The sequence below is a fragment of the Streptomyces bluensis genome (genome assembly GCF_014650715.1).
Lineage (GTDB): Bacteria > Actinomycetota > Actinomycetes > Streptomycetales > Streptomycetaceae > Streptomyces > Streptomyces bluensis.
In genome coordinates this window covers 54,282-77,882 of sequence record NZ_BMVM01000009.1, presented here as the reverse complement: position 1 = coordinate 77,882, position 23,601 = coordinate 54,282, and the positions used below count along the sequence as shown (strand labels likewise).

17 protein-coding genes and 2 pseudogenes are annotated in these 23,601 nt (G+C 71.9%); 12 read left to right on the top strand and 7 right to left on the bottom strand.

The window, feature by feature from the left end:
* Nucleotides 1–272 precede the first annotated feature (272 nt).
* The gene (gene recD2 / locus IE262_RS22240) at nt 273–2,555 is read left to right on the top strand and encodes an SF1B family DNA helicase RecD2 (RefSeq protein ID WP_134042861.1); all 2,283 of its coding nucleotides are present in this window, start codon (nt 273–275) and stop codon (nt 2,553–2,555) included.
* A 344-nt stretch (nt 2,556–2,899) separates the two neighbouring features.
* A complete protein-coding gene (locus IE262_RS22235) occupies nt 2,900–4,189 on the top strand; it encodes a citrate synthase (protein WP_134042858.1) in 1,290 nt (429 codons plus the stop codon).
* A gap of 684 nt (nt 4,190–4,873) precedes the next feature.
* Here IE262_RS22235 and IE262_RS22230 read toward each other — a convergent pair.
* Complete coding sequence (locus IE262_RS22230; RefSeq protein ID WP_134042855.1) at nt 4,874–5,122, bottom strand: heavy-metal-associated domain-containing protein; 249 nt, start codon at nt 5,120–5,122, stop codon at nt 4,874–4,876.
* Between the two features lie 164 nt (nt 5,123–5,286).
* Between IE262_RS22230 and IE262_RS22225 the strand changes: the two genes are divergently transcribed.
* Complete coding sequence (locus tag IE262_RS22225) at nt 5,287–6,330, top strand: zinc-dependent alcohol dehydrogenase family protein (RefSeq protein ID WP_189875947.1); 1,044 nt, start codon at nt 5,287–5,289, stop codon at nt 6,328–6,330.
* A gap of 20 nt (nt 6,331–6,350) precedes the next feature.
* Here IE262_RS22225 and IE262_RS22220 read toward each other — a convergent pair whose 3' ends face one another.
* Nucleotides 6,351–6,551, bottom strand: coding sequence for a helix-turn-helix transcriptional regulator (locus tag IE262_RS22220; protein WP_134042849.1), 201 nt, complete (start codon nt 6,549–6,551; stop codon nt 6,351–6,353).
* A 381-nt stretch (nt 6,552–6,932) separates the two neighbouring features.
* On the opposite strand from IE262_RS22220, the pseudogene IE262_RS22215 reads away from it, so the two are divergent.
* The 5 genes and pseudogenes from IE262_RS22215 to IE262_RS22195 form a co-directional block, all read left to right on the top strand.
* Nucleotides 6,933–7,004: pseudogene (locus tag IE262_RS22215) on the top strand (5-deoxy-glucuronate isomerase); the annotation flags it as partial.
* Nucleotides 7,005–7,200: 196 nt separating this feature from the next.
* A complete protein-coding gene (iolD, locus tag IE262_RS22210) occupies nt 7,201–9,093 on the top strand; it encodes a 3D-(3,5/4)-trihydroxycyclohexane-1,2-dione acylhydrolase (decyclizing) (RefSeq protein WP_189875945.1) in 1,893 nt (630 codons plus the stop codon).
* A gap of 378 nt (nt 9,094–9,471) precedes the next feature.
* Nucleotides 9,472–12,177, top strand: coding sequence for an alpha/beta fold hydrolase (locus IE262_RS22205; protein ID WP_189875943.1), 2,706 nt, complete (start codon nt 9,472–9,474; stop codon nt 12,175–12,177).
* Entirely contained in the window at nt 12,174–13,040 is an 867-nt protein-coding gene (locus IE262_RS22200) for an ABC transporter permease (RefSeq protein WP_134044017.1), read from the top strand. Before IE262_RS22205 ends, IE262_RS22200 begins: the two co-directional genes overlap by 4 nt.
* Before the next feature lie 184 nt (nt 13,041–13,224).
* On the top strand, nt 13,225–14,793 hold the full coding sequence (locus tag IE262_RS22195; protein ID WP_189876224.1) for a vWA domain-containing protein: 1,569 nt from the start codon (nt 13,225–13,227) through the stop codon (nt 14,791–14,793).
* 49 nt (nt 14,794–14,842) lie between these two features.
* On the opposite strand, the gene IE262_RS22190 is transcribed toward IE262_RS22195, so the two are convergent.
* A complete protein-coding gene (locus tag IE262_RS22190) occupies nt 14,843–15,412 on the bottom strand; it encodes a TetR/AcrR family transcriptional regulator (protein WP_134044020.1) in 570 nt (189 codons plus the stop codon).
* A gap of 193 nt (nt 15,413–15,605) precedes the next feature.
* Here IE262_RS22190 and IE262_RS22185 point away from each other — a divergent pair, with 193 nt between their 5' ends.
* The 3 genes from IE262_RS22185 (at nt 15,606) to IE262_RS40370 (ending at nt 17,680) form a co-directional block, all read left to right on the top strand.
* Nucleotides 15,606–16,406, top strand: a complete 801-nt coding sequence (locus IE262_RS22185; protein ID WP_189875941.1) for an SDR family NAD(P)-dependent oxidoreductase — start codon at nt 15,606–15,608, stop codon at nt 16,404–16,406.
* A 198-nt stretch (nt 16,407–16,604) separates the two neighbouring features.
* Nucleotides 16,605–16,847, top strand: coding sequence for a DUF320 domain-containing protein (locus IE262_RS22180; protein WP_134044027.1), 243 nt, complete (start codon nt 16,605–16,607; stop codon nt 16,845–16,847).
* Nucleotides 16,832–17,680, top strand: coding sequence for a chaplin (locus IE262_RS40370; RefSeq protein WP_189875939.1), 849 nt, complete (start codon nt 16,832–16,834; stop codon nt 17,678–17,680). The genes IE262_RS22180 and IE262_RS40370 overlap by 16 nt, the downstream gene beginning before the upstream one ends.
* Nucleotides 17,681–17,732: 52 nt before the next feature.
* Here IE262_RS40370 and IE262_RS22170 read toward each other — a convergent pair whose 3' ends face one another.
* Nucleotides 17,733–19,004 carry an NAD(P)-binding domain-containing protein gene (locus IE262_RS22170; RefSeq protein WP_189875937.1) on the bottom strand — a complete coding sequence of 424 codons (1,272 nt, stop codon included), beginning with the start codon at nt 19,002–19,004 and terminating at the stop codon, nt 17,733–17,735.
* Nucleotides 19,004–20,242 carry a carboxylate--amine ligase gene (locus IE262_RS22165; protein WP_189875935.1) on the bottom strand — a complete coding sequence of 413 codons (1,239 nt, stop codon included), beginning with the start codon at nt 20,240–20,242 and terminating at the stop codon, nt 19,004–19,006. Before IE262_RS22165 ends, IE262_RS22170 begins: the two co-directional genes overlap by 1 nt.
* 203 nt (nt 20,243–20,445) lie before the next feature.
* Between IE262_RS22165 and IE262_RS22160 the strand changes: the two genes are divergently transcribed.
* Entirely contained in the window at nt 20,446–21,804 is a 1,359-nt protein-coding gene (locus tag IE262_RS22160; RefSeq protein ID WP_189875933.1) for a glycoside hydrolase family 26 protein, read from the top strand.
* 15 nt (nt 21,805–21,819) lie between these two features.
* Here the strand turns inward: IE262_RS22160 and IE262_RS22155 are convergent.
* Nucleotides 21,820–22,911: pseudogene (locus tag IE262_RS22155) on the bottom strand (GNAT family N-acetyltransferase); the annotation flags it as partial.
* A gap of 50 nt (nt 22,912–22,961) precedes the next feature.
* Nucleotides 22,962–23,564, bottom strand: coding sequence for a YveK family protein (locus IE262_RS22150; RefSeq protein ID WP_189876222.1), 603 nt, complete (start codon nt 23,562–23,564; stop codon nt 22,962–22,964).
* Nucleotides 23,565–23,601 lie beyond the last annotated feature (37 nt).

Genomic DNA, 23,601 nt, shown 5'->3' with positions numbered 1-23,601 from the left:
TGGAATCGATTACACGGAGGGATTGGAATCGATTACACGAGGCTGGGGCAAGACCCGGGTGGGACCCCGAGACCAGATCGTGATGGGACGGTGACCTGGTGAAAGGGCGTCAGGGTGGCTTGGGGGTGCGAGCCGCACGAAGGCGTCCCGGCCCCGAGCGTCCGAGGCGAGCGGTAGCGTCGGATCATGGCCCATCAGGCGGGGAACGCAGGGAACGCGGGGAGCGCGGCGAACGCGGGGAGCGCGGCGAACGCGGGGAACGGGGGGACGCGGTGAACACGGGCGACTCGACGTCGACCGGGGCACGGCACCTGGCCGTACTCGAAGGTGTCCTGGAGCGGATCACGTACGCCAACGAGGAGAACGGCTACACCGTCGCGCGTGTCGACACCGGCAGAGGCGCCGGCGACCTGCTCACGGTGGTCGGCGCCCTCCTCGGCGCCCAGGTCGGCGAGTCGCTGCGGATGGAGGGCCGCTGGGGCTCGCATCCCCAGTACGGCAAGCAGTTCACCGTCGAGAACTACACGACGGTGCTCCCGGCCACCGTCCAGGGCATCCGCCGCTATCTGGGCTCGGGCCTGGTCAAGGGCATCGGCCCGGTCTTCGCCGACCGCATCACCCAGCATTTCGGCCTGGACACCCTGACGATCATCGAGGAGGAGCCCAAGCGGCTCATCGAGGTCCCCGGCCTCGGCCCCAAGCGCACCAAGAAGATCGCGGACGCCTGGGAGGAGCAGAAGGCGATCAAGGAGGTCATGCTCTTCCTCCAGACCGTGGAAGTGTCGACCTCGATCGCGGTGCGCATCTACAAGAAGTACGGCGACGCCTCGATCTCGGTGGTCAAGAACCAGCCGTACCGCCTGGCGGCCGACGTCTGGGGCATCGGGTTCCTCACCGCCGACAAGATCGCCCAGTCCGTCGGCATCCCGCACGACAGCCCGGAGCGCGTCAAGGCCGGCCTCCAGTACGCCCTGTCGCAGTCCGCGGACCAGGGTCACTGCTACCTCCCCGAGGAGAAGCTGATCGCCGACGCGGTGAAGTTGCTCCAGGTGGACACGGGCCTGGTCATCGAGTGCCTGGCCGAGCTGGCGGCGCCGGCCGAGGACGACGGGGACCCCGGTGGCGTACGGGAGCCCGGTGTCGTACGGGAGAAGGTCCCCGCCCCCGACGGCGGCGACCCGGTCACGGCGGTCTACCTGGTCCCCTTCCACCGGGCCGAACTCTCCCTCTCCGGCCAGTTGCTGAGGCTGCTCCGCACGGACGAGGACCGCATGCCCGCCTTCCGTGACGTGGCCTGGGACAAGGCGCTGGCCTGGCTCAAGGGGCGTACGGGCGCCGATCTCGCCCCCGAGCAGGAGGAGGCGGTCCGGCTGGCGCTCACCGAGAAGGTCGCCGTCCTCACCGGCGGCCCCGGCTGCGGCAAGTCCTTCACGGTCCGCTCGATCGTGGAGCTGGCCCGTGCCAAGCGGGCGAAGGTGGTGCTGGCCGCGCCCACGGGCAGGGCCGCCAAGCGTCTCGCCGAACTCACGGGCGCCGACGCCTCCACCGTCCACCGCCTCCTGGAGCTCAAGCCCGGCGGCGACGCGGCGTACGACAGGGACCGCCCCCTGGACGCGGACCTGGTGGTCGTCGACGAGGCGTCGATGCTCGACCTCCTCCTCGCCAACAAGCTGGTGAAGGCGGTGCCGCCGGGCGCCCATCTCCTCTTCGTCGGGGACGTGGACCAGTTGCCGAGCGTGGGCGCGGGTGAGGTGCTGCGCGACCTGCTGGCCGACGGCAGCCCGATCCCGGCGGTCCGCCTGACCCGCGTCTTCCGCCAGGCCCAGCAGTCGGGTGTCGTGACGAACGCCCACCGGATCAACTCCGGGCAGCATCCCGTCACCGACGGCATGAAGGACTTCTTCCTCTTCGTGGAGGACGACACGGAGGAGGCGGGCCGGCTCACGGTGGACGTGGCGGCCCGGCGGATTCCCGCGAAGTTCGGGCTGGACCCACGCCGTGACGTCCAGGTCCTGGCGCCCATGCACCGGGGCCCGGCGGGCGCGGGCACCCTGAACGGCCTCCTCCAGCAGGCCATCACCCCGGCCCGCCCGGACCTCCCCGAGAAGCGGTTCGGTGGCCGGGTCTTCCGCGTCGGCGACAAGGTCACCCAGATCCGCAACAACTACGACAAGGGCGCGAACGGCGTCTTCAACGGCACCGTCGGCGTGGTCACCGCGCTCGACCCGGTCGACCAGCGCCTGACCGTGCTGACGGACGAGGACGAGGAGGTGCCGTACGAGTTCGACGAACTGGACGAGCTGGCGCACGCGTACGCGGTGACGATCCACCGCTCGCAGGGCAGCGAGTACCCGGCGGTGGTCATCCCGGTCACGACGGGCGCGTGGATGATGCTCCAGCGCAACCTGATCTACACGGCCGTGACGCGCGCCAAGAAGCTGGTCGTCCTCGTCGGCTCCCGCAAGGCGATCGGCCAGGCGGTCCGTACGGTGTCGGCGGGCCGCCGCTGCACGGCGCTGGACTTCCGGCTGTCGCCCCGGGTGTTGGATGCTTGAGGGAGGCACCCCGGCCGCCCCCAACCGCGTAGGCCGTCCCCGCCGCCCCTACCCGTCCCATCCCAGGGGCGCCGCCCCTCCGCCCTCGCCAAGGGGGCTGCCCCCATGCGAGGACGACGTCCGTTCGCGGACACCTCGTGAAAATGATCGATCAACTGAGTCGGAAAGGTCACACAGCACTTCCAGATGTCGGGCAGAGGGGGCAGGATGAGCAAGTTGGCGGCACTGAGTGCCGCCAATAAGCCCGATAGTCGACCCCGAGTGCACTCTTCTGAGCCAATTGGGGGATGGTAGAGACAGTCAGGGCACCTCGAAGGTGAGGCACTACGTCGGTGAGGGAAGACGTGAGCGACAACTCTGTAGTACTGCGGTACGGCGACGGCGAGTACACCTACCCGGTGATCGACAGCACCGTCGGCGACAAGGGCTTCGACATCGGGAAGCTCCGCGCCCAGACCGGTCTGGTGACTCTCGACAGCGGGTACGGCAACACCGCCGCCTATAAATCCGCCATCACCTACCTCGACGGTGAGCAGGGCATCCTCCGGTACCGCGGCTACCCGATCGAGCAGCTGGCCGAGCGCTCCACCTTCCTGGAGGTGGCCTACCTGCTGATCAACGGTGAGCTGCCGACGGTCGACGAGCTGACCAGCTTCAAGAACGACATCACCCAGCACACCCTGCTGCACGAGGACGTCAAGAACTTCTACACGGGCTTCCCGCGCGACGCACACCCCATGGCGATGCTGTCGTCCGTGGTGAGCGCCCTGTCGACGTTCTACCAGGACAGCCACAACCCGTTCGACGAGACCCAGCGCAACCTCTCCACGATCCGGCTGCTCGCCAAGCTTCCGACGATCGCGGCTTACGCGTACAAGAAGTCCATCGGCCACCCCTTCGTCTACCCGCGCAACGACCTCGGGTACGTCGAGAACTTCCTGCGCATGACCTTCTCGGTCCCCGCCCAGGAGTACGAGCTGGACCCGGTGGTCGTCTCCGCGCTCGACAAGCTCCTGATCCTGCACGCGGACCACGAGCAGAACTGTTCGACCTCCACGGTCCGCCTGGTCGGCTCGTCGCAGGCGAACATGTTCGCGTCGATCTCGGCCGGCATCAGCGCCCTCTGGGGCCCGCTGCACGGCGGTGCCAACCAGTCGGTGCTGGAGATGCTGGAGGGCATCCAGACCTCCGGCGGCGACGTCGACACCTTCATCCGCAAGGTGAAGAACAAGGAAGACGGCGTCAAGCTCATGGGCTTCGGCCACCGCGTCTACAAGAACTTCGACCCCCGGGCGAAGATCATCAAGGCGGCCGCGCACGACGTCCTCTCGGCGCTCGGCAAGTCCGACGAGCTCCTCGACATCGCGCTCAAGCTCGAAGAGCACGCACTCGCGGACGACTACTTCGTCTCCCGCAAGCTGTACCCGAACGTGGACTTCTACACCGGTCTGATCTACCGCGCCATGGGCTTCCCGACCGAGATGTTCACGGTCCTGTTCGCCCTCGGCCGCCTCCCGGGCTGGATCGCCCAGTGGCACGAGATGATCAAGGAGCCGGGCTCCCGTATCGGCCGCCCGCGCCAGATCTACACGGGCGTCGTCGAGCGCGACTTCGTGCCGGTCGAGGCCCGCTAGGCGCTCCACTCGGAGGGGCGTGGGCGGTCGCGCAGTTCCCCGCGCCCCTTCAAACCCAAAGCGGAACAAACGAAAAGCGGATCAAACAAAAGCGGAAGGCGCCCCGCCGCCGGTCCCCCCACGGGCCGACGGACGGGGCGCCTTCCCATGTCCCGGTGCGGATTCCCCCCACGGGATCCGGCCGGGCGTCTGGTGGGCCAGCGCCTGAATCGCTGGTGAGCAGAACGAGCAGAACTCGATCCACTGCTCCAGTGCGATCTGCCGGGGTACGTACGGACGGGAGGGCCGCTCAAAGCTCCCCGGTGCACGTGCCCCGGCTTCGCAGTTCCGGGAACGTCCCCCAAGACATCCCCAGATGTCAGTCACGCCCCCCAAGACGCTTCTGACATCGCCAACTTAGACTCACGAACCCCTTCGATGGTTACGTTGACAACACTGTGATGTGCGTCTCTTGCATATGTCCTGAATCTACGCAAGAGCCCCAATGCGGTGATCGGGGTCCAAGCGTAAGGATGATGCGCGAGCCTTGTGAAGAGCTTATGTGAGGCCGTTGCCGGACTCTAGAGGGACTTTTACCTCAGCTCAGGAGAACGGCCCGAGTCTCGGGTCGCTGGTCACCACGAACGCGGACGAAAAGCCTATCGCGGCCACCGCGGTCATCGGGCGGGCCCACCCTCGGGACCCTCAGGCCTTGCCCACGAGCTCGAAACCGGCCTCGTCGACGGCGGCGCGCACGGCACCCTCGTCGAGCGGGGCGGCGGAGACCACGGTGACCTCGCCGGAGGAGGCCACGGCCTGTACGGAAGCGACACCGGCGATCCCGGAGATCTCACTGGAGACGGAACCCTCGCAGTGCCCGCAGCTCATTCCGCTCACCTTGTAGACGGTGGTGACAGTGGTGGCGGTGCCGGCAGTGTCGGTCTGGGCGGTCATGGCGTTGCTCCTTGTAGAGGCGGATGTGGCTTGCGTGACGTCGACTATACCCCTCGGGGGTATGGGTACGGTAACCGGTTGGCGTTCCCTGGACGGTGATCTCCCGGGTGCATCCGGGTGAGTCGGGTGAGTCGGGGCGGATCCGGGTGGAGGGGCGTGGGCGTATGCGTGCGGTGGTGTTCGAGCGGTTCGGGGAGCCGGCCGAGGTGCGGCGGGTTCCGGACCCGGTGCCTTCGGAGCACGGGGTCGTGGTGCGCGTCGAGGCCACGGGACTGTGCCGCAGCGACTGGCACGGCTGGCAGGGCCACGACCCGGACATCACGCTCCCGCACGTGCCGGGCCACGAACTGGCCGGAGTCGTGGAGGCCACGGGGGACCGGGTGGGCCGCTGGCGCCCCGGTGACCGTGTCACCGTCCCCTTCGTCTGCGCCTGCGGCACCTGCCCCGCCTGCGCCGCAGGGGAGCAGCAGGTGTGTGAGCGGCAGACACAGCCGGGATTCACCCACTGGGGGTCGTTCGCCGAGTACGTGGCCCTGGAGCGGGCGGACGTCAACCTCGTCGCCGTACCGGACGAGTTGTCCTCCGCCACGGCGGCCGCGCTGGGCTGCCGGTTCGCCACGGCCTTCCGGGCGGTGGTGACCCAGGGCCGCGTCGCGCCGGGGGAGTGGGTGGCCGTGCACGGGTGCGGCGGCCTCGGGCTCTCGGCGGTGATGATCGCGGCGGCCGCGGGCGCGCGGGTGGTGGCCGTCGACGTGTCCGCCCGAGCGCTGGAGCTCGCCCGGAGGTTCGGTGCGGCCGAGTGCGTGGACGCCTCCCGGGTTCCGGACACCGCCGAGGCCGTGCGCGACCTCACGGGCGGCGGCGCCCATGTCTCGCTGGACGCCCTCGGCTCACCCACCACCTGCGCGGCCTCCGTGAACGGTCTGCGCCGCAGGGGCCGCCACATCCAGGTCGGCCTGCTCCCGTCCCCGACCGGCACCACCCCGGTCCCCATGGCCCGCGCCGTCGCCCTCGAACTCGAACTCCTCGGCAGCCACGGCATGGCCGCCCACGCCTACCGGCCGATGCTGGAGCTGGTCCGGACGGGCGCGCTGCGCCCCGACCTGCTGGTCACGTCCACGATCGCCCTGGACGCGGTCCCGGCCGCGCTGAAGGCGGTCGGTACGGCACCGGGTGCCGGGGTGACGGTCATAGAGCCCTGGAGTTGACCCCGCCCCGGCCCGCCTCGTCACTCGGTCCTGCGGCCCCGGTTGCCGGGGCGGGAGGCCGCCCAGGCCCGTACGGTATCGGCGTACCAGTACGGTCTTCCGCCCTCCACGTGGTCGGGCGGCGGCAGGAGCCCGTGCTTGCGGTAGGAGCGGACGGTGTCGGGCCGCACCCGGATGTGTGCGGCGATCTCCTTGTACGACCACAGGTGACGGTCGGCCATCAGGGGCACCTCCTCGTGCGCGCCGGGCGCTGCGCCGGCGATCACCATGCCTGGTGACCGGTCAACGACAACGAGCGGCCAAGGGGCGGTGGCTGTGGTGGAGGCGTGACCCATCGGTCGCGGGCATGCGACATCCGTGACAGAGGGATGTTCTTTGTGACACGAGTGATGAATTCGGCGACGGCGACGGCGACGGCAAGGAGAAGGGCGACGGCGACGGCAAGGGGAACGGCGACGGCGACGGGAACGGGCGCGGTCCCGGGTGACGCGCGTCAAGCCATGGTCCGAATGTCCGGACAAAATATTGACAGGGGTCCGTGGGCGAGGCTAGACCTTGGGGCACGAGGCCGGGCGTGAGACGCGTCGCGGTCGCGTGCGGCCCGCGACGTCCGGGCCCAGATCGCCTCCGGCGCGGGAGGCCGCTTTGCTTTGGCAGGAGCGAAGTGCGAGCGATGACTCCCCGCCCGCTACGGCCCCGCGCCGGAGGTCCCGATCCCCTTGCGGGCAGCGGGACCCGCCGTATGCCCGATCCGGCCGGGAGCGGCGCACCATTGAAACGTGGGCACGGCGGAGCCGTACCGCAGGTGGTGGATCTGCGGCTGGTGGGTCCGCTTACATCCGGCCCACGGAGAGACACAGGGGGATGCCGATGACCTCGACGACCGCAACGACGAGGCTGACGGTCGCTCAGGCGCTGGTGCGGTTCCTGGCCGTCCAGTACACGGAACGGGACGCCGAGCGGCAGCGGCTGATCTCAGCCACCTGGGGCGTCTTCGGCCACGGCAACGTCGCCGGGCTCGGCCAGGCGCTCGTCGAGTACGGCGACGACATGCCGTACCACCAGGGCCGCAACGAACAGGCCATGGTGCACGCGGCGGTCGGCTACGCGCGTCAGTCGAACCGCCTGTCCACGCACGCCGTGACGACGTCGATCGGTCCGGGCGCGACCAACCTGGTGACCGGCGCCGCGCTCGCCACGATCAACCACCTCCCGGTCCTGCTGCTGCCCGGCGACATCTTCGCCACCCGCCCGGCCGACCCCGTGCTCCAGCAACTCGAAGTCCCGTACGCCGGCGATGTGTCCGTCAACGACTGCCTGCGTCCGGTGTCGAGGTACTTCGACCGGATCACCCGCCCCGAGGCCCTGATCCCGGCCGCGCTCCAGGCCATGCGTGTGCTGGCGGACCCCCTCGACACCGGCGCCGTGACGCTGGCCCTTCCGCAGGACGTGCAGGCCGAGGCGTACGACTGGCCGGAGGAGTTCTTCGCCGAGCGCACCTGGACGGTGCGCCGCCCGGCCCCCGACACGAGGGAACTGGCCGCCGCGGTCACGGCGATCCGCCAGGCCCGGCGCCCGCTCATCGTGGCCGGCGGCGGCGTCCACCACAGCCGCGCCGAGGAGGCGCTCGCCGAACTCGCCGACGCCACCGGCATCCCCGTCGCCTCGACCCAGGCGGGCAAGGGCTCCCTGCGCCACGACCACCCGCAGGACGTGGGCGGCATCGGCCACACCGGCACCGCCACCGCCGACGAACTCGCCCGCACCGCGGACCTGGTGATCGGCGTGGGCACGCGCTACACGGACTTCACCACCGCCTCCGGCACCCTGTTCACCGGCGAGGGCGTCCGCTTCCTCAACCTCAACATCGCGCCCTTCGACGCCCACAAGCTCGCCGGGCTGCCGATCGTCGCCGACGCGCGCGCGGGCCTGGAGGAACTCACCCAGGCCCTCGAACTGCACGACCACCGGGCCGGCGACTCCTACGTCAGCGAGTACACCGACGACAAGCAGCGCTGGGAGTACCGCGTCGACGCCTGCTACGAGTGCGACGAGCCCGACGTCCGGCCCACCCAGCCCCAGGTCCTCGGCCTGCTCGACGAGATCGTCACCGAGGAGGACATCATCGTGGGCGCGGCCGGCTCCCTCCCCGGCGACCTGCACAAACTGTGGCGGACACGGTCGCGGGACCAGTACCACCTGGAGTACGGCTACTCCTGCATGGGCTACGAGATCCCGGCCGCGATCGGCGTACGCATGGCCGCGCCGGGGCGTCCCGTGTGGGCGCTGGTCGGCGACGGGACGTACCTGATGATGCCGACGGAGCTCGTGACGGCCGTGCAGGAGAACATCCCGATCAAGGTGCTGATCATCCAGAACCACGGGTCCGCGTCCATCGGCGGCCTCTCCGAGTCGGTGGGCGGCGAGCGGTTCGGCACCGCGTACCGTTACCAGTCCGACGACGGCACGTTCACCGGCCCGCCCCTGCCCGTGGACCTCGCGGCCAACGCGGCCAGCCTGGGCATGCGGGTGCTGCGCGCGAAGACGGTGCGCGACGTGCGGTCCGCCCTCATCGAGGCGCGGGCCGCCGACACCCCCACCTGTGTCCATGTGGAGACCCAGACGGCGGACACGGTGTCGGGCGCGCCTCCGGCCCAGGCCTGGTGGGATGTTCCCGTGGCGGAGACGGCGACCCGGTCTTCGGCGGTCAAGGCCCGCGAGCTGTACGAACGACAGGTCTCCACCAGGCGCCGCCATCTGTGAAGCAGCACTCGCCCCCGCCGCCCCTACCCGTCCCATCCCTGGGGGCTGCCGCCCCCAGACCCCCGCTGTCGGCCTGAACGGCCTCGTCCTCAAGCGCCGGACGGGCTGACATTCAGCCCCTCCGGCGTTTGAGGAGCGGGGGTCCGGGGGCCGGCCCCCGGGACGGGGTCCGGGGCGGAGCCCCGGTTGGGGTCGAAGGGGCGGAGCCCCTGGGGATGGGACGGGTAGGGGCGGCGGGGGCGAGACAATCTGCGCGTACCCCCCGGGGGCCTACCACGACCGCAGTACACGCCAAGGGACTCGTACGCCTGTGGGAGGTAGGCCACTTCCGCCCGGGGTCTGCCCCCGGCTGTCAGCGCCCGCCCTTACCGTTGACGCATGGATCTTCGACTGCCCGCATTGCGAGGCCCGAGGCGCTGGGCGGCGACGGCTGCGGCCGCCGCCGTCGTCGTGCTCGCCGGCACCGGCGTGTGGACGGCCGCCGCCTCGGACGACGCCCCCGAGGTTCACCGGGCCGACAGAGTGATGGCCACGGGCGGCGGGGTGAAGATCGACACCTCGTACTTCACCGCGGGCTCGGGCCGCCGCCCCGCCGTGCTGCTCGCGCACGGCTTCGGCGGCAGCAAGGACGACGTACGGCAGCAGGCGGAGGACCTCGCCCGCGACGGATACGCGGTCATGACCTGGTCGGCGCGCGGCTTCGGCGGGTCGACCGGCAAGATCGGGCTGAACGACCCGAAGGGCGAGGTCGCCGACGTCTCCCGGCTCATCGACTGGCTGGCGAAACGGCCCGAGGTCGAACTCGACAAGAGCGGCGACCCGCGCGTGGGCCTCGCCGGCCCCTCGTACGGCGGCGCGATCTCGCTGCTGGCGGCCGGGTACGACCAGCGGGTGGACGCGATCGCACCCGCGATCACGTACTGGAACCTGGCGGACGCCCTGTTCCCGAACGGCGTCTTCAAGAAGCTCTGGGCCGGCATCTTCGTCAACACCGGCGGCGGCTGCGACAGGTTCGAGGACCAGCTCTGCACGATGTACGACCGGGTCGCCGAGTCCGGGACCCCGGACCCGGAGGCGGTGAAACTGCTTCAGGAGCGCAGCCCGAGCGCCGTCGGCGAGCGCATCAAGGTGCCCACGCTGCTGATCCAGGGCCAGACCGACTCCCTCTTCCCACTCGGCCAGGCGGACGCCGCGGCCAAGGCGATCCGCGCGAACGGCGCCCCCGTGGACGTCGACTGGATCGCGGGCGGGCACGACGGCGGTGACATGGAGGCCGACCGGGTCAACGCCCGCGTCGAGGCCTGGTTCGACCGCTACCTCAAGGACGAGTCCGGCGCCGACACCGGCCCCGCCTTCCGCGTCACCCGCACGGGCGGCGTCGACTCCACCGACGGAGCCGCCCAGCTGCGGGGTGCGAGCGCGGACACGTACCCCGGGCTGGAGAGCGGCCGGCGGACCATCGCCCTGAGCGGACGCGGGCAGGAGTTCGCCAACCCGGCGGGCGCCAACCCGCCCGCGGTGTCGGCACTGCCCGGCATCGGCGGCGCCGGCGGCCTCTCGCAGCTGTCGTCGCTCGGCGTGGGCGTCTCCCTCGACTTCCCCGGCCAGTACGCGGGGTTCGAGTCCCGGCCGCTGAAGGACAACCTGTGGATCACCGGGTCGCCCACGGTGACGGTGCGCGTGAAGTCCTCCACGGACGACGCGGTGCTCTTCGGCAAGGTGTACGACGTAGGCCCGGACGGCCGGCAGCAGGTGCTGCCCTCACAACTCGTGGCCCCCGTCCGGGTCCAGGGCGCGAAGGAGGGCAAGGACGTCACGCTCACCCTGCCCGCCATCGACCGTGAGATCGAGCAGGGCCACCGGCTCCGCCTGGTCCTCGCCTCCACCGACCTCGGCTACGCGTCACCGATGACCCCGGCGACGTACACCGTGTCCCTGAAGAGCGAGCTGAACGTCCCGACCGCGCCGGGCCTGTCGACCGCGGCGGCGCCCCTGCCGTCATGGGTGTGGTGGCTGCCGGCGGCCAGCGCCCTGGTCGCGGTGGCGCTGCTGCTGACCGGACGCCGCCGCGGCACCGCCACGCCGGCCGACGCGGAGCTCGCGGACGTCCCGCTCCAGATCACCGGCCTGAGCAAGCGGTACGCGGGGTCGACGGACCGGTACGCCGTCCGGGACCTGTCCTTCCGCGTGGAGAAGGGCCAGGTGCTCGGCCTGCTCGGTCCCAACGGCGCGGGCAAGACGACGACCCTGCGCATGCTGATGGGCCTGATCAAGCCGGACGGCGGCGAGATCCGCGTCTTCGGCCACGCGATCCGGCCGGGTGCCCCCGTGCTGTCCCGCGTCGGCGCCTTCGTGGAGGGCGCGGGCTTCCTGCCGCACCTCTCGGGCCGCGAGAACCTGGAGCTGTACTGGCAGGCCACGGGCCGCCCGCCCGAGGACGCCCACCTCGACGAGGCCCTGGAGATCGCGGGCCTCGGCGACGCCCTGGCCCGCGCGGTCCGCACCTACTCCCAGGGCATGCGCCAGCGCCTCGCCATCGCCCAGGCGATGCTCGGTCTGCCGGACCTCCTCATCCTCGACGAACCGACCAACGGTCTCGACCCGCCACAGATCCGCGAGATGCGCGAGGTCATGATTCGGTACGCGGCCGGCGGGCGCACGGTCATCGTCTCCAGCCACCTCCTGGCCGAGGTCGAGCAGTCCTGCACGCACCTCGTCGTCATGGACCGCGGGCGCCTGGTCCAGGCGGGCCCGGTGGGCGAGATCATCGGCGCGGGCGACACCCTCCTCGTGGGCCTCGCCACCGACATCCCCGACGCGCTCGTGGAGAAGGTCGCGGTCCTGCCGGACGTGGAGTCCGCGGTGCGGACGGAAGGCGGGCTGCTGGTGCGGCTGACCCCGGCGGCGGCACCCACGGGGACCGTCTCCGGCGCACCGGTCTCCGACGGCGCGCCCGGTGGCGTCAGCGAGCGGAGCGCCTCGCTGCTCGTCGAACTCGTACGGCTCGAAGTCCCTGTGGCCTCCCTCGGCGCCCACCGCCGTCTGGAGGACGCCTTCCTCACCCTGATCGGAGGTTCCGCGTGAGCACGCTCACCGCGCCGAGCGAGGTGGCCTCCGGCTACCGGGCGGCCCGCACGCTGCCGCTGCGCGTCGAACTCGTACGCCAGCTGAAGCGGCGCCGCACCCTGGTCATGGGCGGAATCCTGTTCGCACTGCCGTTCGTGCTGGTCGTGGCGTTCGCCATCGGCGGGAGTCCGGGCGACGACCCCGGCGGCCGGCTGACGCTGATGGACACGGCCACCGCGTCGGGCGGCAACTTCGCCGCGGTGAATCTCTTTGTGTCCGCTGGGTTTCTGCTGGTCATCCCGGTCGCGCTGTTCTGCGGGGACACCGTCGCCTCCGAGGCGAGCTGGTCGTCGCTGCGCTATCTGCTCGCCGCGCCGGTGCCCCGGGCGCGTCTGCTGTGGTCCAAGCTCATGGTGGGCCTCGGCCTCAGCCTGGCCGCGATGATCCTGCTGCCGGTCGTGGCGCTGGCCGTGGGCACGGTGGCGTACGGCTGGGGGCCGCTCGCCCTGCCCACCGGCGGCAGCATCCCCGCGGGCACCGCCGCACAGCGCCTGGTCGTCGTGGTGGCGTACATCTTCGTGTCCCAACTGGTCACCGCCGGGCTCGCGTTCTGGCTGTCCACCAAGACGGACGCGCCCCTCGGCGCGGTCGGCGGCGCGGTCGGACTGACCATCGTGGGGAACGTCCTGGACGCGGTCACCGCCCTCGGCGACTGGCGCGACTTCCTGCCCGCGCACTGGCAGTTCGCGTGGGCGGACGCCGTGCAGCCCCGCCCGGAGTGGGGCGGCATGATCCAGGGCACGGCGGTTTCCCTCACGTACGCCCTGCTGCTGTTCGCCCTGGCCTTCCGTGGTTTCGCCCGGAAGGACGTGGTCTCCTAGGCCAAGCGAGGATCACCCACCGGTCTCGACGGGCCCCCGCCGTGGCCGCTTCGCAACCCATTCGCAACGCCCCGTGCCGCACGTTCCGGCCCCCTCGCCCGTCACAGTCACAGACATCGGCGACAACGGACCAATGGACCAATGGACCAATGGACCAATGGATCCACGGACCAAGGGGGCACGGATGCTGGAGCGGCACCGGGTACGACGACTGCGCGCCGGGCTGCTGGCGCTCACCGCCGCGGGCGGCCTGCTGCTCACGGGGTGCAGCGCGGGCGACGGCGGCGGCCACGGCTCCGCGTCGGACGGTGCGAACGGGAAGAGGGGCGGCGCATATGCCCCCGCCCCCGCCCCGGGCGAGCAGTGGGGCGAGGACACCGGCGAGCAAGAAGGCGAGCAACGGGGCGACGGCTCCCGCGAGATCGCCCCGTCCCCCGACTATCTCTCCACGTTCGCGCTCGACGTCGACACCGCCTCGTACGGCTACGCGCGCCGCACTCTCGCCGAGGGGCGGACGCCCGATCCGTCGACGGTCCGTCCCGAGGAGTTCGTCAACAGCTTCCGCCAGGACTACCGGCGTCCCGACGGCGACGGCTTCTCCGTGACCGTGGACGGCGCCCGCACGGACACCGAGGACTGGTCCCTGGTCCGGGTCGGCCTCGCCACCCGGCCGCAGGAGGACGAGAGCGAACGCCCGCCCGCCGCGCTCACGTTCGTCATCGACATCTCCGGCTCCATGGGCGAACCGGGCCGTCTCGACCTGGTCCGGGACGCCCTCGACGTGATGACCGAGCGGCTGCGCGACGACGACTCGGTCGCGATCGTGACGTTCAGCGACGAGGCCGAGACCGTCCTGCCGATGACCCGTCTCGGCGGCCACCGCGACCGCGTCCACGACGCCGTCGACGAACTGGAGCCCACCGACTCGACCAACCTCGGCGCGGGCGTCGAGACCGGGTACGCCACGGCCGTCGAGGGCCTGCGCGAAGGCGCCACGAACCGGGTCGTCCTCCTCTCCGACGCCCTCGCCAACACCGGTGACACCGACCCGGACACGATCCTGGAACGCATCGCCGACGCCCGCCGCGAGCACGGCATCACGCTCTTCGGCGTCGGCGTGGGCAGCGACTACGGCGACGCCCTGATGGAGCGTCTCGCCGACAAGGGCGACGGCCACACGACGTACGTCTCCACCGAGGCCCAGGCCCGCACCCTCTTCTCCGAGCAACTCCCGCGCACCGTCGACCTCACGGCCCGCGACGCCAAGGCCCAGGTGGCGTTCGACCCGGAGACGGTCGCCGAGTTCCGCCTCATCGGCTACGACAACCGCCAGGTCGCCGACGAGGACTTCCGTGACGACCGCGTCGACGGCGGGGAGGTCGGCCCCGGCCACACGGTCACCGCCCTCTACGCCGTGCGCACCAGGCCGGGCGCCTCGGGCCACCTGGCCACGGCGACCGTCCGCTGGCTCGACCCGGACACCCGTACCCCGCACGAGGAGTCGGGCGACCTGGAGGCCCGGTCCCTCCACGACGGCCTGTGGACCTCACCCGAAGGCCTCCGGGTGGCCGCCGTCGCCGCCTACTTCGCCGACGCCCTCCGCCAGGGCCACAGCCGGGGCACACTCCCGGGACAGCCGTCCCTGCGGCAACTCGCCGGCCGGGCTGAGGAGTTGGCGCGGGACCGCGAGGACAAGGACCTGCACGGCCTCGCGGAGGCGATCAGGGCGGCGAACCAGCGGTACCCCGACTGAGCCCACGTTCCCGTCAGACAGCGGTCTTCCGTCAGACGGCGGCCTTCCGTCAGGGGGCGCCGGGCCGTTGACCCACACCGTGCAGCAGCGTGTCGGCCACGAGGGCGGCCAGTGACTCCGGGTCCCGCCCTCGTGCGTCGTTCAGCGCCTCCCCGATGAGCGCGTAGTACACCCGCCGCGTCCACTCCAGATCGGCCTCCGGGTGGAACAGCCCCTCGCGCTGCGCCCGCCCGAAGAGTTCGAGGCAGCGGGCGTTGACGCCGGCCCAGACGGCACCGGTGGTACAGGCCTGGGCCGCCGGGTGGCCGAGCGCGAAGCTCCACGCTCCCTTGACCCGCAGCACGTTCGCGGTGACCCGGTGCAGTGCCACGAGCGGCGGCGCGGTGTCGGGCCGGGCCTCCTCGATGGCCTCGGCGAGTTGCCGTTCGGCGGACTCGGTGAGCGCCTCCAGAAGCGCCTGACGGTTCGCGAACCGCCGGTGCACCGTCGTCCGGGCCACGCCCGCCGCCTCCGCGATCTGCTCCAGGGTGGCGCCCGGATCGGCCGCGAGCACCCGCTCGGCCGCCTCAAGGATCAGCCGCACACTCCGCTCCGCGTCGGCCCGCAACGCCCGGCCCATGGGTGCCTCCATTCCGTCCGCCCACCGCGTCAGCCCATTGCTTCATCCCACTGCTTCCGCCAGACGATACGCCTGAGCTCCAGTTCAGACGCTATGTGCGTCATTCGTGTTGCAGTTAATGAGAAAACGGCTACGCTCATGTGGCAGCTAGCGGGCCTCTGCCCTCCCCTCCCGCCTCCCGAAGGGACCCCCCATGTCTCTCGCCCTCGTCACCGGCGCCTCGTTCGGACTCGGCGCCGAGTTCGCCGACCAGCTCGCCGCCCGCGGCCACGACCTGGTCCTCGTCGCCCGCTCCCGTGACCGCCTGGAGGAAACGGCCGAGCGGCTGCGCACGGCGCACGGCGTCCAGACCCACGTGGTGCCCCAGGACCTCGCCGAACCGGACGCGGCCGACCGCGTTGCCCACGAGCTCTCGGCCCGCGGACTCACCGTCGACGTCCTGGTCAACAACGCCGGCCTCGGCACCTGCGGCCGCTTCGAGGAGATCGACCCCCGCCGTGAGCACGACCAGGTGATGGTGAACGTCGTCGCGCTGGTGGACCTCACCCACGCCCTGCTGCCCGGCATGCTCGCCCGCGGCTCGGGCGCCGTCCTCAACGTCAGCTCCGTGGCGGGCTACCAGCCGAGCCCGTACTTCGCCGTCTACAGCGCCACCAAGACGTTCGTGCTCAACTTCTCGCTCGCGTTGCGGGAGGAATACCGGGGCCGCGGCATCACGGTCACCGCCCTGTGCCCGGGCCCGGTGGAGACGCGCTTCTTCGACACGATCGGCCGCCGGGCCGCCGTGGGCAGCTTCACCACACCCGAACCCGTCGTACGGGCCGCCCTGCGCGCCCTCGACCGCGACCGCGCCTACGTCACCCCCGGCCTGAGCAACCAGGTCGTGGCGCATCTGACGCCCAGGCGCCCGCGCACCCTGGTCGCCGCCATCACCAAGCGCATCACCCGCCCGGCGCTGGAGCCGGAACCGGCGGCACAGCCCGCAACCACCTGACCGGCCGTGGAGATCCGGGCTGATCCGGCCAGTTGATTTTGGCGTGGCATTCGGGTGAATCCCCGAGTGCCCCCGCGTTCCGTGGTTTCTTCATTCGACCATCCCTCGTTTACAGCCTGCAGGCCATGACACGAGCCGTCCGAACTCGTCGGCTCGGATTCATCCGTCATGGTGCATGACCGTAAGGAAGGGAAACACGTGAAGGTCAAACAGCGCGCCGCTGTCTCCACCGGCGCGATCACTGCCATAGGCATGCCCGCCCCGGCCATAGCCGACGCGAAGGTCACGGGCTTCGCAGCCCACTCCGCGGGTTTCCTCTCCGGCGACGTGGTCCGGATTCCGGCTGTGTTCTGGCCGGCCTTGGAGCGCCCCCACGGCGCCAGGGTCGGCCTTTCCCCCTTCTACGAGCAGGAAGACAAAAGACTTTGCGACAGACCCTGAGCAAGGGAATGGTTGCGGCGGCGGCCGCGACGGGAATTCTGTCCCTGTACAACACCTCGGCGCTCGCGGATTCGAGTGCGCAGGGCGCCGCCGAGGGCTCGGCCGGTGTCCTGTCGGGCAACACCGTGCAGGCTCCCGTGCACATTCCCATCAACGTATGCGGCAACACCGTCGAGCTCGTCGGTGTCGGCAACGCGGCTTTCGGCAACTCCTGCGGCAATGAGTCCAAGGAGTCCAAGGAGTCCAAGTCCCGCGATGCCTCCCGCCACGCCGACTCCGAGGGCGGGGAGAGGAAGGGAGCGCGCGGTCCGGAATCGCTCGCTCGCGGTGGTTCCCAAGAGCGCGGTGCTTCGGAAGAGCGCGCCACGTCGGACAAGGACAAGCCCTCGGGTGCCTCGGCACAGGGTCAGGCGCTGGGCTCGCCCGGGATCGGCTCCGGCAACGTCATCCAGGCGCCGGTGGAACTCCCGGTCAACATCTGCGGCAACAGCGGGAACGTGCTCGCCCTGCTGAACGGCGCCTTCGGGAGCAAGTGCGCCAACGAGGCACCCCCGAAGGACCAGGCGAACCCGCCCGAGGACTACCCGGACAGCCCGGACGCCCCGGAGACTCCTGACGCTCCGGACACCGACAAGCCGCGGCACCAGCCGCCGACCTCTCGGGTGACTCCGTCCAAGCCGCCCACCACCTCGGTGGACAAGCCCTCCGTCACTCCGTCGGCCATGGCGGAGACCGGCTCCGAGGGCGTGCTCGCGGCCTCGGCCGCCAGCGCCGTGCTGATCGCGGGCGGCGCCCTCCTGTACCGGCGGAGCCGCACGGCCTCCCGCCGGTGACGCCACGGGTGCCGGACGCCCCGCGTCCGGCACCCGATGCCCGCCCGGTCCGTCAGTGGCCCCGGACGACGGTCTCCGTCCCGGCCAGCCGGGCCCGGCTCCCGGGCCGCGGAATCCGCGTACCCGGCACCCCCGAGTACAGCCGCCGCCGTACCCCGCGCACCAGCGTCCCCGCCGTGAACGTCGCACCGAGCACGAAGCGCATCGAGGGACCGAAGCCGGCGGCCGTCGTCAGGCCCGCGAGGAACAGTCCGGGCACCGACGACTCGAAGTCCCGCCCGACCGCGGGCGATCCGTCGCCCACGGCCGCCAGGCCCTCGCGTACGTCCTCCGCCAGCAGGCCCAGCCGGTCGCAGGTGGCCTTGAACCCGGTGGCCGCGATGACGTGCTCGGTCTCCAGCGTCGCCGGCTCACCGCCACGGCCCGCCATCTCCAGCCGCACACACCCGCCGGACTCCTGCGCGGACGTGATCCGCTGCCCCAGCCGCACCTCGACGACCGGCTCGACCCGGTCCCGCACCCACCACGCGCCCGCCGGACCGAGAGCCGTCGCCGCGATGTGCGTGCGCTTGGCCTCCGGGAGGCGGTGGAACCAGGCCGGCCGCTCGGAGTAGAACCAGTTGCGCCAGCCGATGCCCAGGCCGCTCTGCGGGGAGCGGACCGACTGCCACGCCGAGCGCTCCAGGGGCGTGGGAAGGCCGTTCCACACCAGACGCGGGGCGCGCACCAGGACCCGGGTCCGCGTGCCCTGTTCGGCGAGCAACGCGGCCGTCTCCAGAGCCGCCTGTCCGCCGCCGACCACCGTGACGTCCCGGCCCCGGAAGCGGTCGAGGTCACTGTGCTCGCTGCTGTGCGAGACATGCGCCGGCGTCAAGGGCCGCAACGCGGACGGTACTTCGATGAACGGCATGACACCGACCGCCAGTGCCACCGTCCTCGCGCGCAGCGTCTCGCCGTCGTCCAGCACGGCCTCGAAGCCGCCGGGGCAGAAGTGGACGGCCGTCACCATCCGTTCGTCGACGGGCGGTACGGCGTGCTGCGCGAACCACAGGCCGTAACTGGCGAACATCTCCACCGGAATCGGCTCGCCGTGCCGGGCCGTCGTGCCCTGCTCCGCGCAGTACACCTCCAGGCGCCACTTGCCCTCCGGGTCGGAGAGGTTGGACGCCCACGGCTCCGACTTCAGGAACATGCCGCGGGGCATGTGGTCCCGCCAGGACGCCATGGGCCGCCCGACGACGCGCAGGTTCAGCCCCGCGGCCGCGGCGTGGGCCGCGATGGACAGTCCGTAGGGGCCGGCGCCCACCACCAACAGGTCGTACATCAGAATGTGCTCGCTCTCTCGTCATCGTTCCGGTAGGTCGGCGCGCCCGTCTGCCGTACGATCCGCACCTCGGGAGCGGATCTCCGCTGCGACAGGCGACGGACCGCGTGCCTGCACCACAGCGCCCACAGCGCGAGTCCCGGCACGAGGTCGTCCCGGGCGTGCCAGGCGAGTTCGCGCCGGCGGCGCGGAAGCAGCGCGGTCAGCGGGGCGTAGTTCTCCACGACGAAGTCCCGGCCGGGCAAGGGGCTGCCGTCCGGGACCGCGCGGTGGGTCAGATCCAGGTGCAGGGCGCGGACGACGTCCACTCCCCCCTTGTCCGCGAAGAGCCGGAACTGGGCTCCGGGGCGCGGATTGAAGTCGAGCAGGTGGTAGGCGCCCGCGCCGTCCCGGCGGAAGTCGAGGTCGAACACCCCTCGGTAGCCGAGCGCGCTCACCACCTGCTCGGCCAGCGCCTGCACGTCGGGGTTCGGCGTCCAGCGGCCCACGGTGGTCAGGCCCGCGCCCGGCGGCCAGGCGCGCTGCTTGAGGCCGGGGCCGCCGCCGCGCACCACGCCGCCGCGGTCGGCGTACCCGTGGAAGAACCAGTCACGGTCCGGCCCCGGCGGCAGATACGCCTGGAGCAGCAGCCGGCTGCCCGCCTCCTCCGTCCGGCGGAACAGCGCCCGCGCCTCGTCCGCCGAGCGCACCACCTGTGTGCTGCGCAGCCCCGTCCCGGCGGGCACCAGCCACGGCCGGCTCCACTTCGCCACCAACGGCAGCCCCAGTTCCCAGGCGAAGGCGGCTGCCTGGGCGGCGTCGTCCGGGACCAGCGTCACCGGATGGGGGACGCCCAGGCGCTCGCACAGGGCGGCGAGTTCCGCCTTGTCGGCCACCCGCTCGGCGAGGCCGGCGGGCTGGTCGGGAAGCAGATAGCGGTCCCCGAGCTCCGCGCGCAGCCGGGACACGGCGAGGGCGCTCGCGTCGTCCATGGGGATGAGGACGGCGGGCCGGGCGATCCTGGCGGCCACCCGGTGCAGGACGGCGGCGAACTCGTCGGGGGACGCGCCCGGCGGCGGCGGGGCGTGCGTGTCGGCCACGTAGCGCGACCGGGCGTGCGGACCGGCGGATTCGGCGACCACATGCACCTCCACACCGGCTCGGCCGAGGGAGCGCACGGCTCCCAGGGTTCCGTGGTGGAAGGGATTCCGGTCGATCCGCAGCACAACGGCGGGGACGCGGATGTCGAGCAGGGACACGGACGACTTCCTTTCGGGTCGTTCGGGACGGACCATCTGAGCGGGTGTGGGGACCACCCGTGGGCCGGAGCCCCGGCTGGCGGAGTCCGGCTGGCGGAGTCCGTCTTCATATGACTGGGTGTCAGTAGGACAACGGTGAGAAGCGAAGCGGCGGAAGCGAACAGCAGCAGGCGACAGCCCAGGAGCTGCGGAGAGGAGCGTGCATGGGCCCACAGCGACGGCGACCCCGAAGCGGACGGCTGGCGTGCGTCGCCGGTGTCGCCGCGTCGGTCGTGCTCGTCTCGGGACCCGGGAGCGCCGTCGGCGCCGGGCCCGTGCCGGGCGGCGGCCCCGCGGCATCCGTCCCGACCGTGCCGGTGCCCCCGGCGGGCCAGACGCAGCCGGGCCGGCGGCAGCCGGTCGAGGTGACGCCCCACGTGCCGGAGTCATCCGCTCCGGTCACCCGGGCCGTGCCGCCCGTGCCGCCCTGGCCGCCTGCCCCGGCTGTCCCGCTGTTCCCGCCGGTTGTGCCGTTCCCGGCCGCCCCGATGGTGCCGAACAACCCCGACCGGCGGTTCCCCGCCTTCGGCGCCTATCTCGACTACGGCCCCCGCGGCGTGGAGGCCATCGACCGGTTCAGCGACTGGCTGGGCGGGACCGAACTGCGCGTGGGGCACACGTATCTGCCGGGCGACCGGTGGAGCAACATCGAGGGCGCGCCCGGCTTCCTGGACGTGTGGGCCGAGTGGCGCCGGCAGAAGGCCGACCGGATGTTCGTCCTCAACGTGCCCATGATGGAGCGCAACGAGGAGGGCGTCCCCGACGACGAGGTCCGCCGGCTGCTGCGGCGCGGGGTGGCCGGGGAGTTCGACCACCACTTCCGCAGACTGGCCGAACGGCTCGTCGAGCTGAGGGCACTGGACACCGTCATCGTGCTCGGCTGGGAAATGAACGGCAATGTGTACACCCATCGCTGCGGGCCGGACCCGGAGAACTGGAAGCGGTACTGGAAGCGGATCGTCACGACGATGCGGTCCGTGCCGGGGCAGAGGTTCAGATTCGACTGGGCGCCCAACCGCGGCCGGGACACTGTTCCCTGGACCCAGTGCTATCCGGGGGACGACACGGTCGACATCATCGGCATGGACTCGTACGACCAGCCGAGCGGAATGTCGTTCGACGAGCAGGTGAGGGAGCCCTACGGGCTCCAGGCACACGTGGAGTTCGCCAAGGCCCGCGGAAAGCCCTTCTCGTACCCCGAATGGGGGCTGTTCCGCAACGGTGACAACCCGGAGTACATGAGGGGCATGCTCGGCTGGATGCACCGGCACAAGCCGCTGTACCAGACGATCACCGACTACTGCCCGCACGGTGTGTGGCAGTGCACGGCCAACCCGAAGGCATCCCAGGTCTACCGCTCCATGCTCTCCGGCCGCACCGACCCCATGCCGGAACTGCCGCCCGTCACCCCCACCCCGGTGCGCCCGCCCCACTGCACGCCGGTGGACCTGGGCGACTGGATCGAGAACTGGCTCGGCGACAAGCTCTGCCTGCGCGCCGGCTGGTGGCCGCGCGACGACTGACCCGGAGGCGGCGGGCCGGTCACGGCCCGCCGCCCGCTGCCTGCGACGGCGGACCAGCTTCCTGCCCCAGCCGCGCGCGGCCGCCGCGCAGACGACCGCCGACAGCAGCGGTGCCGTACGCCGCCGGGCGAGCAGGAGCCGCTGGTTGACCACGGTTTCCGGGCGCCAGTGAAGCTTGTACGGCTCGGCCCCGCGCAGCATGCTCAGCACCTGGTGGCCGCCGCCGCTCGCGTGCTCGGCGCAGGCCCGCAGCAGCATCGTGGCGACGTCCGCCTTCCGCTCCCGCAGCCGGGGATGGGCGCCGTACAGATAGCCGCACGCCAACTGCCGCGACAGCAGGGTCACGTCGACGGCCAGGACATCACCGCCGAGCCGGAACTCGGTCACCACGGCGTCCCCGGACCTGACCATCGGGCCGAGCGAGCGCACCAGGTGCTCATGGAACCGGGGCCGGAGATGCTCGGCGGTCACCGTACGGCCCTGCCACTGCAACCGGTGCAGGTCCAGCATCGTGCGCAGGGCCGTGGCCACCTCGTCGTGCGGTACGGCACGCGCCTCGACGCCGAGAAGGGCGAGCTTGCGGAGCTTGGCCCGGACACGCTGGGCGCGGGCGGCCGGCAGCCGCGTCAGCAACTCCTCCATCGGCCGGGCGGGCAACTCCAGGCACACCGAGTCGGCGACCCGCCGCCGGGGACCGCGCCACAGGTCGTACACGCGTTCCACGGCGGCACCGGGCCGCACCTCGCGGAAGTCGATCAGCGCGGTACGGGCCAGGGCGGACAGCCGCGCGGTCAGTGCACCGGCCGCGAGGTCGGCCCGCTCGTCGTCGATGAGGACGTCCGCGTGGTCGGAGATCGCGCCGCCCAGGGGGACCAGGGCGGGCAGCGGCGACCGTACGAGCGTGAGGGGAGCGGCGGCGAGCAGTTCGCCGCCCTCACGCACCAGCACGATCCTCAGCCGCCCGCGCCTGCCGTACGACAGCCACCACGAGTGCAGCCAGGCGTGGCTCTGGAACGGTGTGGCGGCGGAGCACCGCCCGTGCAGGCGGGCCCAGGCAGGGCCCAGACCGGCGAACTCGCGCTCGTCGGTGCAGAGTTCCGCGTACAGGGCACCACGAGGGCGATCGGTGCCCTCGTCCACGGCCCGGAGCGTGCCGGTCACAGCTTTCGCTGCGCGTCGGCGGCGGTGGCCGGGCCCGGCACGGACGCGGCCGGACCGGCGTCGGCCGCGCGCCGGGGGCGGACCAGCAGGAGCAGGCCCCCGAGCAGCCCGCCCACGCTGGCCCCCACCGGGCCCGTCACCGCCGCCGAGGCCGAGGACGCCTCCATGGGCCGGGTGGCACGCGCGAACTGATGGAGCGTGACGTGCGTGCTGTCCTCGGCGTGGTTCGCGTGCCGCGTCAGGGCACGCGAGACGGCGTTGGCCATGTCGGCGGCCAGGTCGCGGCGCGTGGAGGTGGCCGAGACGGAGACCATGGGCGCGCTCGGCGAGGTCGCCGTCCGTACGCTGTCCCGCAGCGTCCCGACCGGCACTCCGGCCCACACCTGCGCGTCCCCGAGCACCGCGAGCTGCGTGGCCACACGCCCGTAGGCCTGCGCGAAGCCCAGCGCGGCCTGGGTGTCCGACTGTTTCGCGGGCACGGCGACGACATAGCTCGTGGCCGTGTACGCCGGAGGCCGGACGGCGCCGTACGCGCCCCCGGCCACCCCGCCGATCACCACGCCGGCCACCAGGAGGCACCAGGAAGGCAGGGCCTTCATACGGGCGAGGGCGGCGGTCGCCTGGGAGGTCACGGGC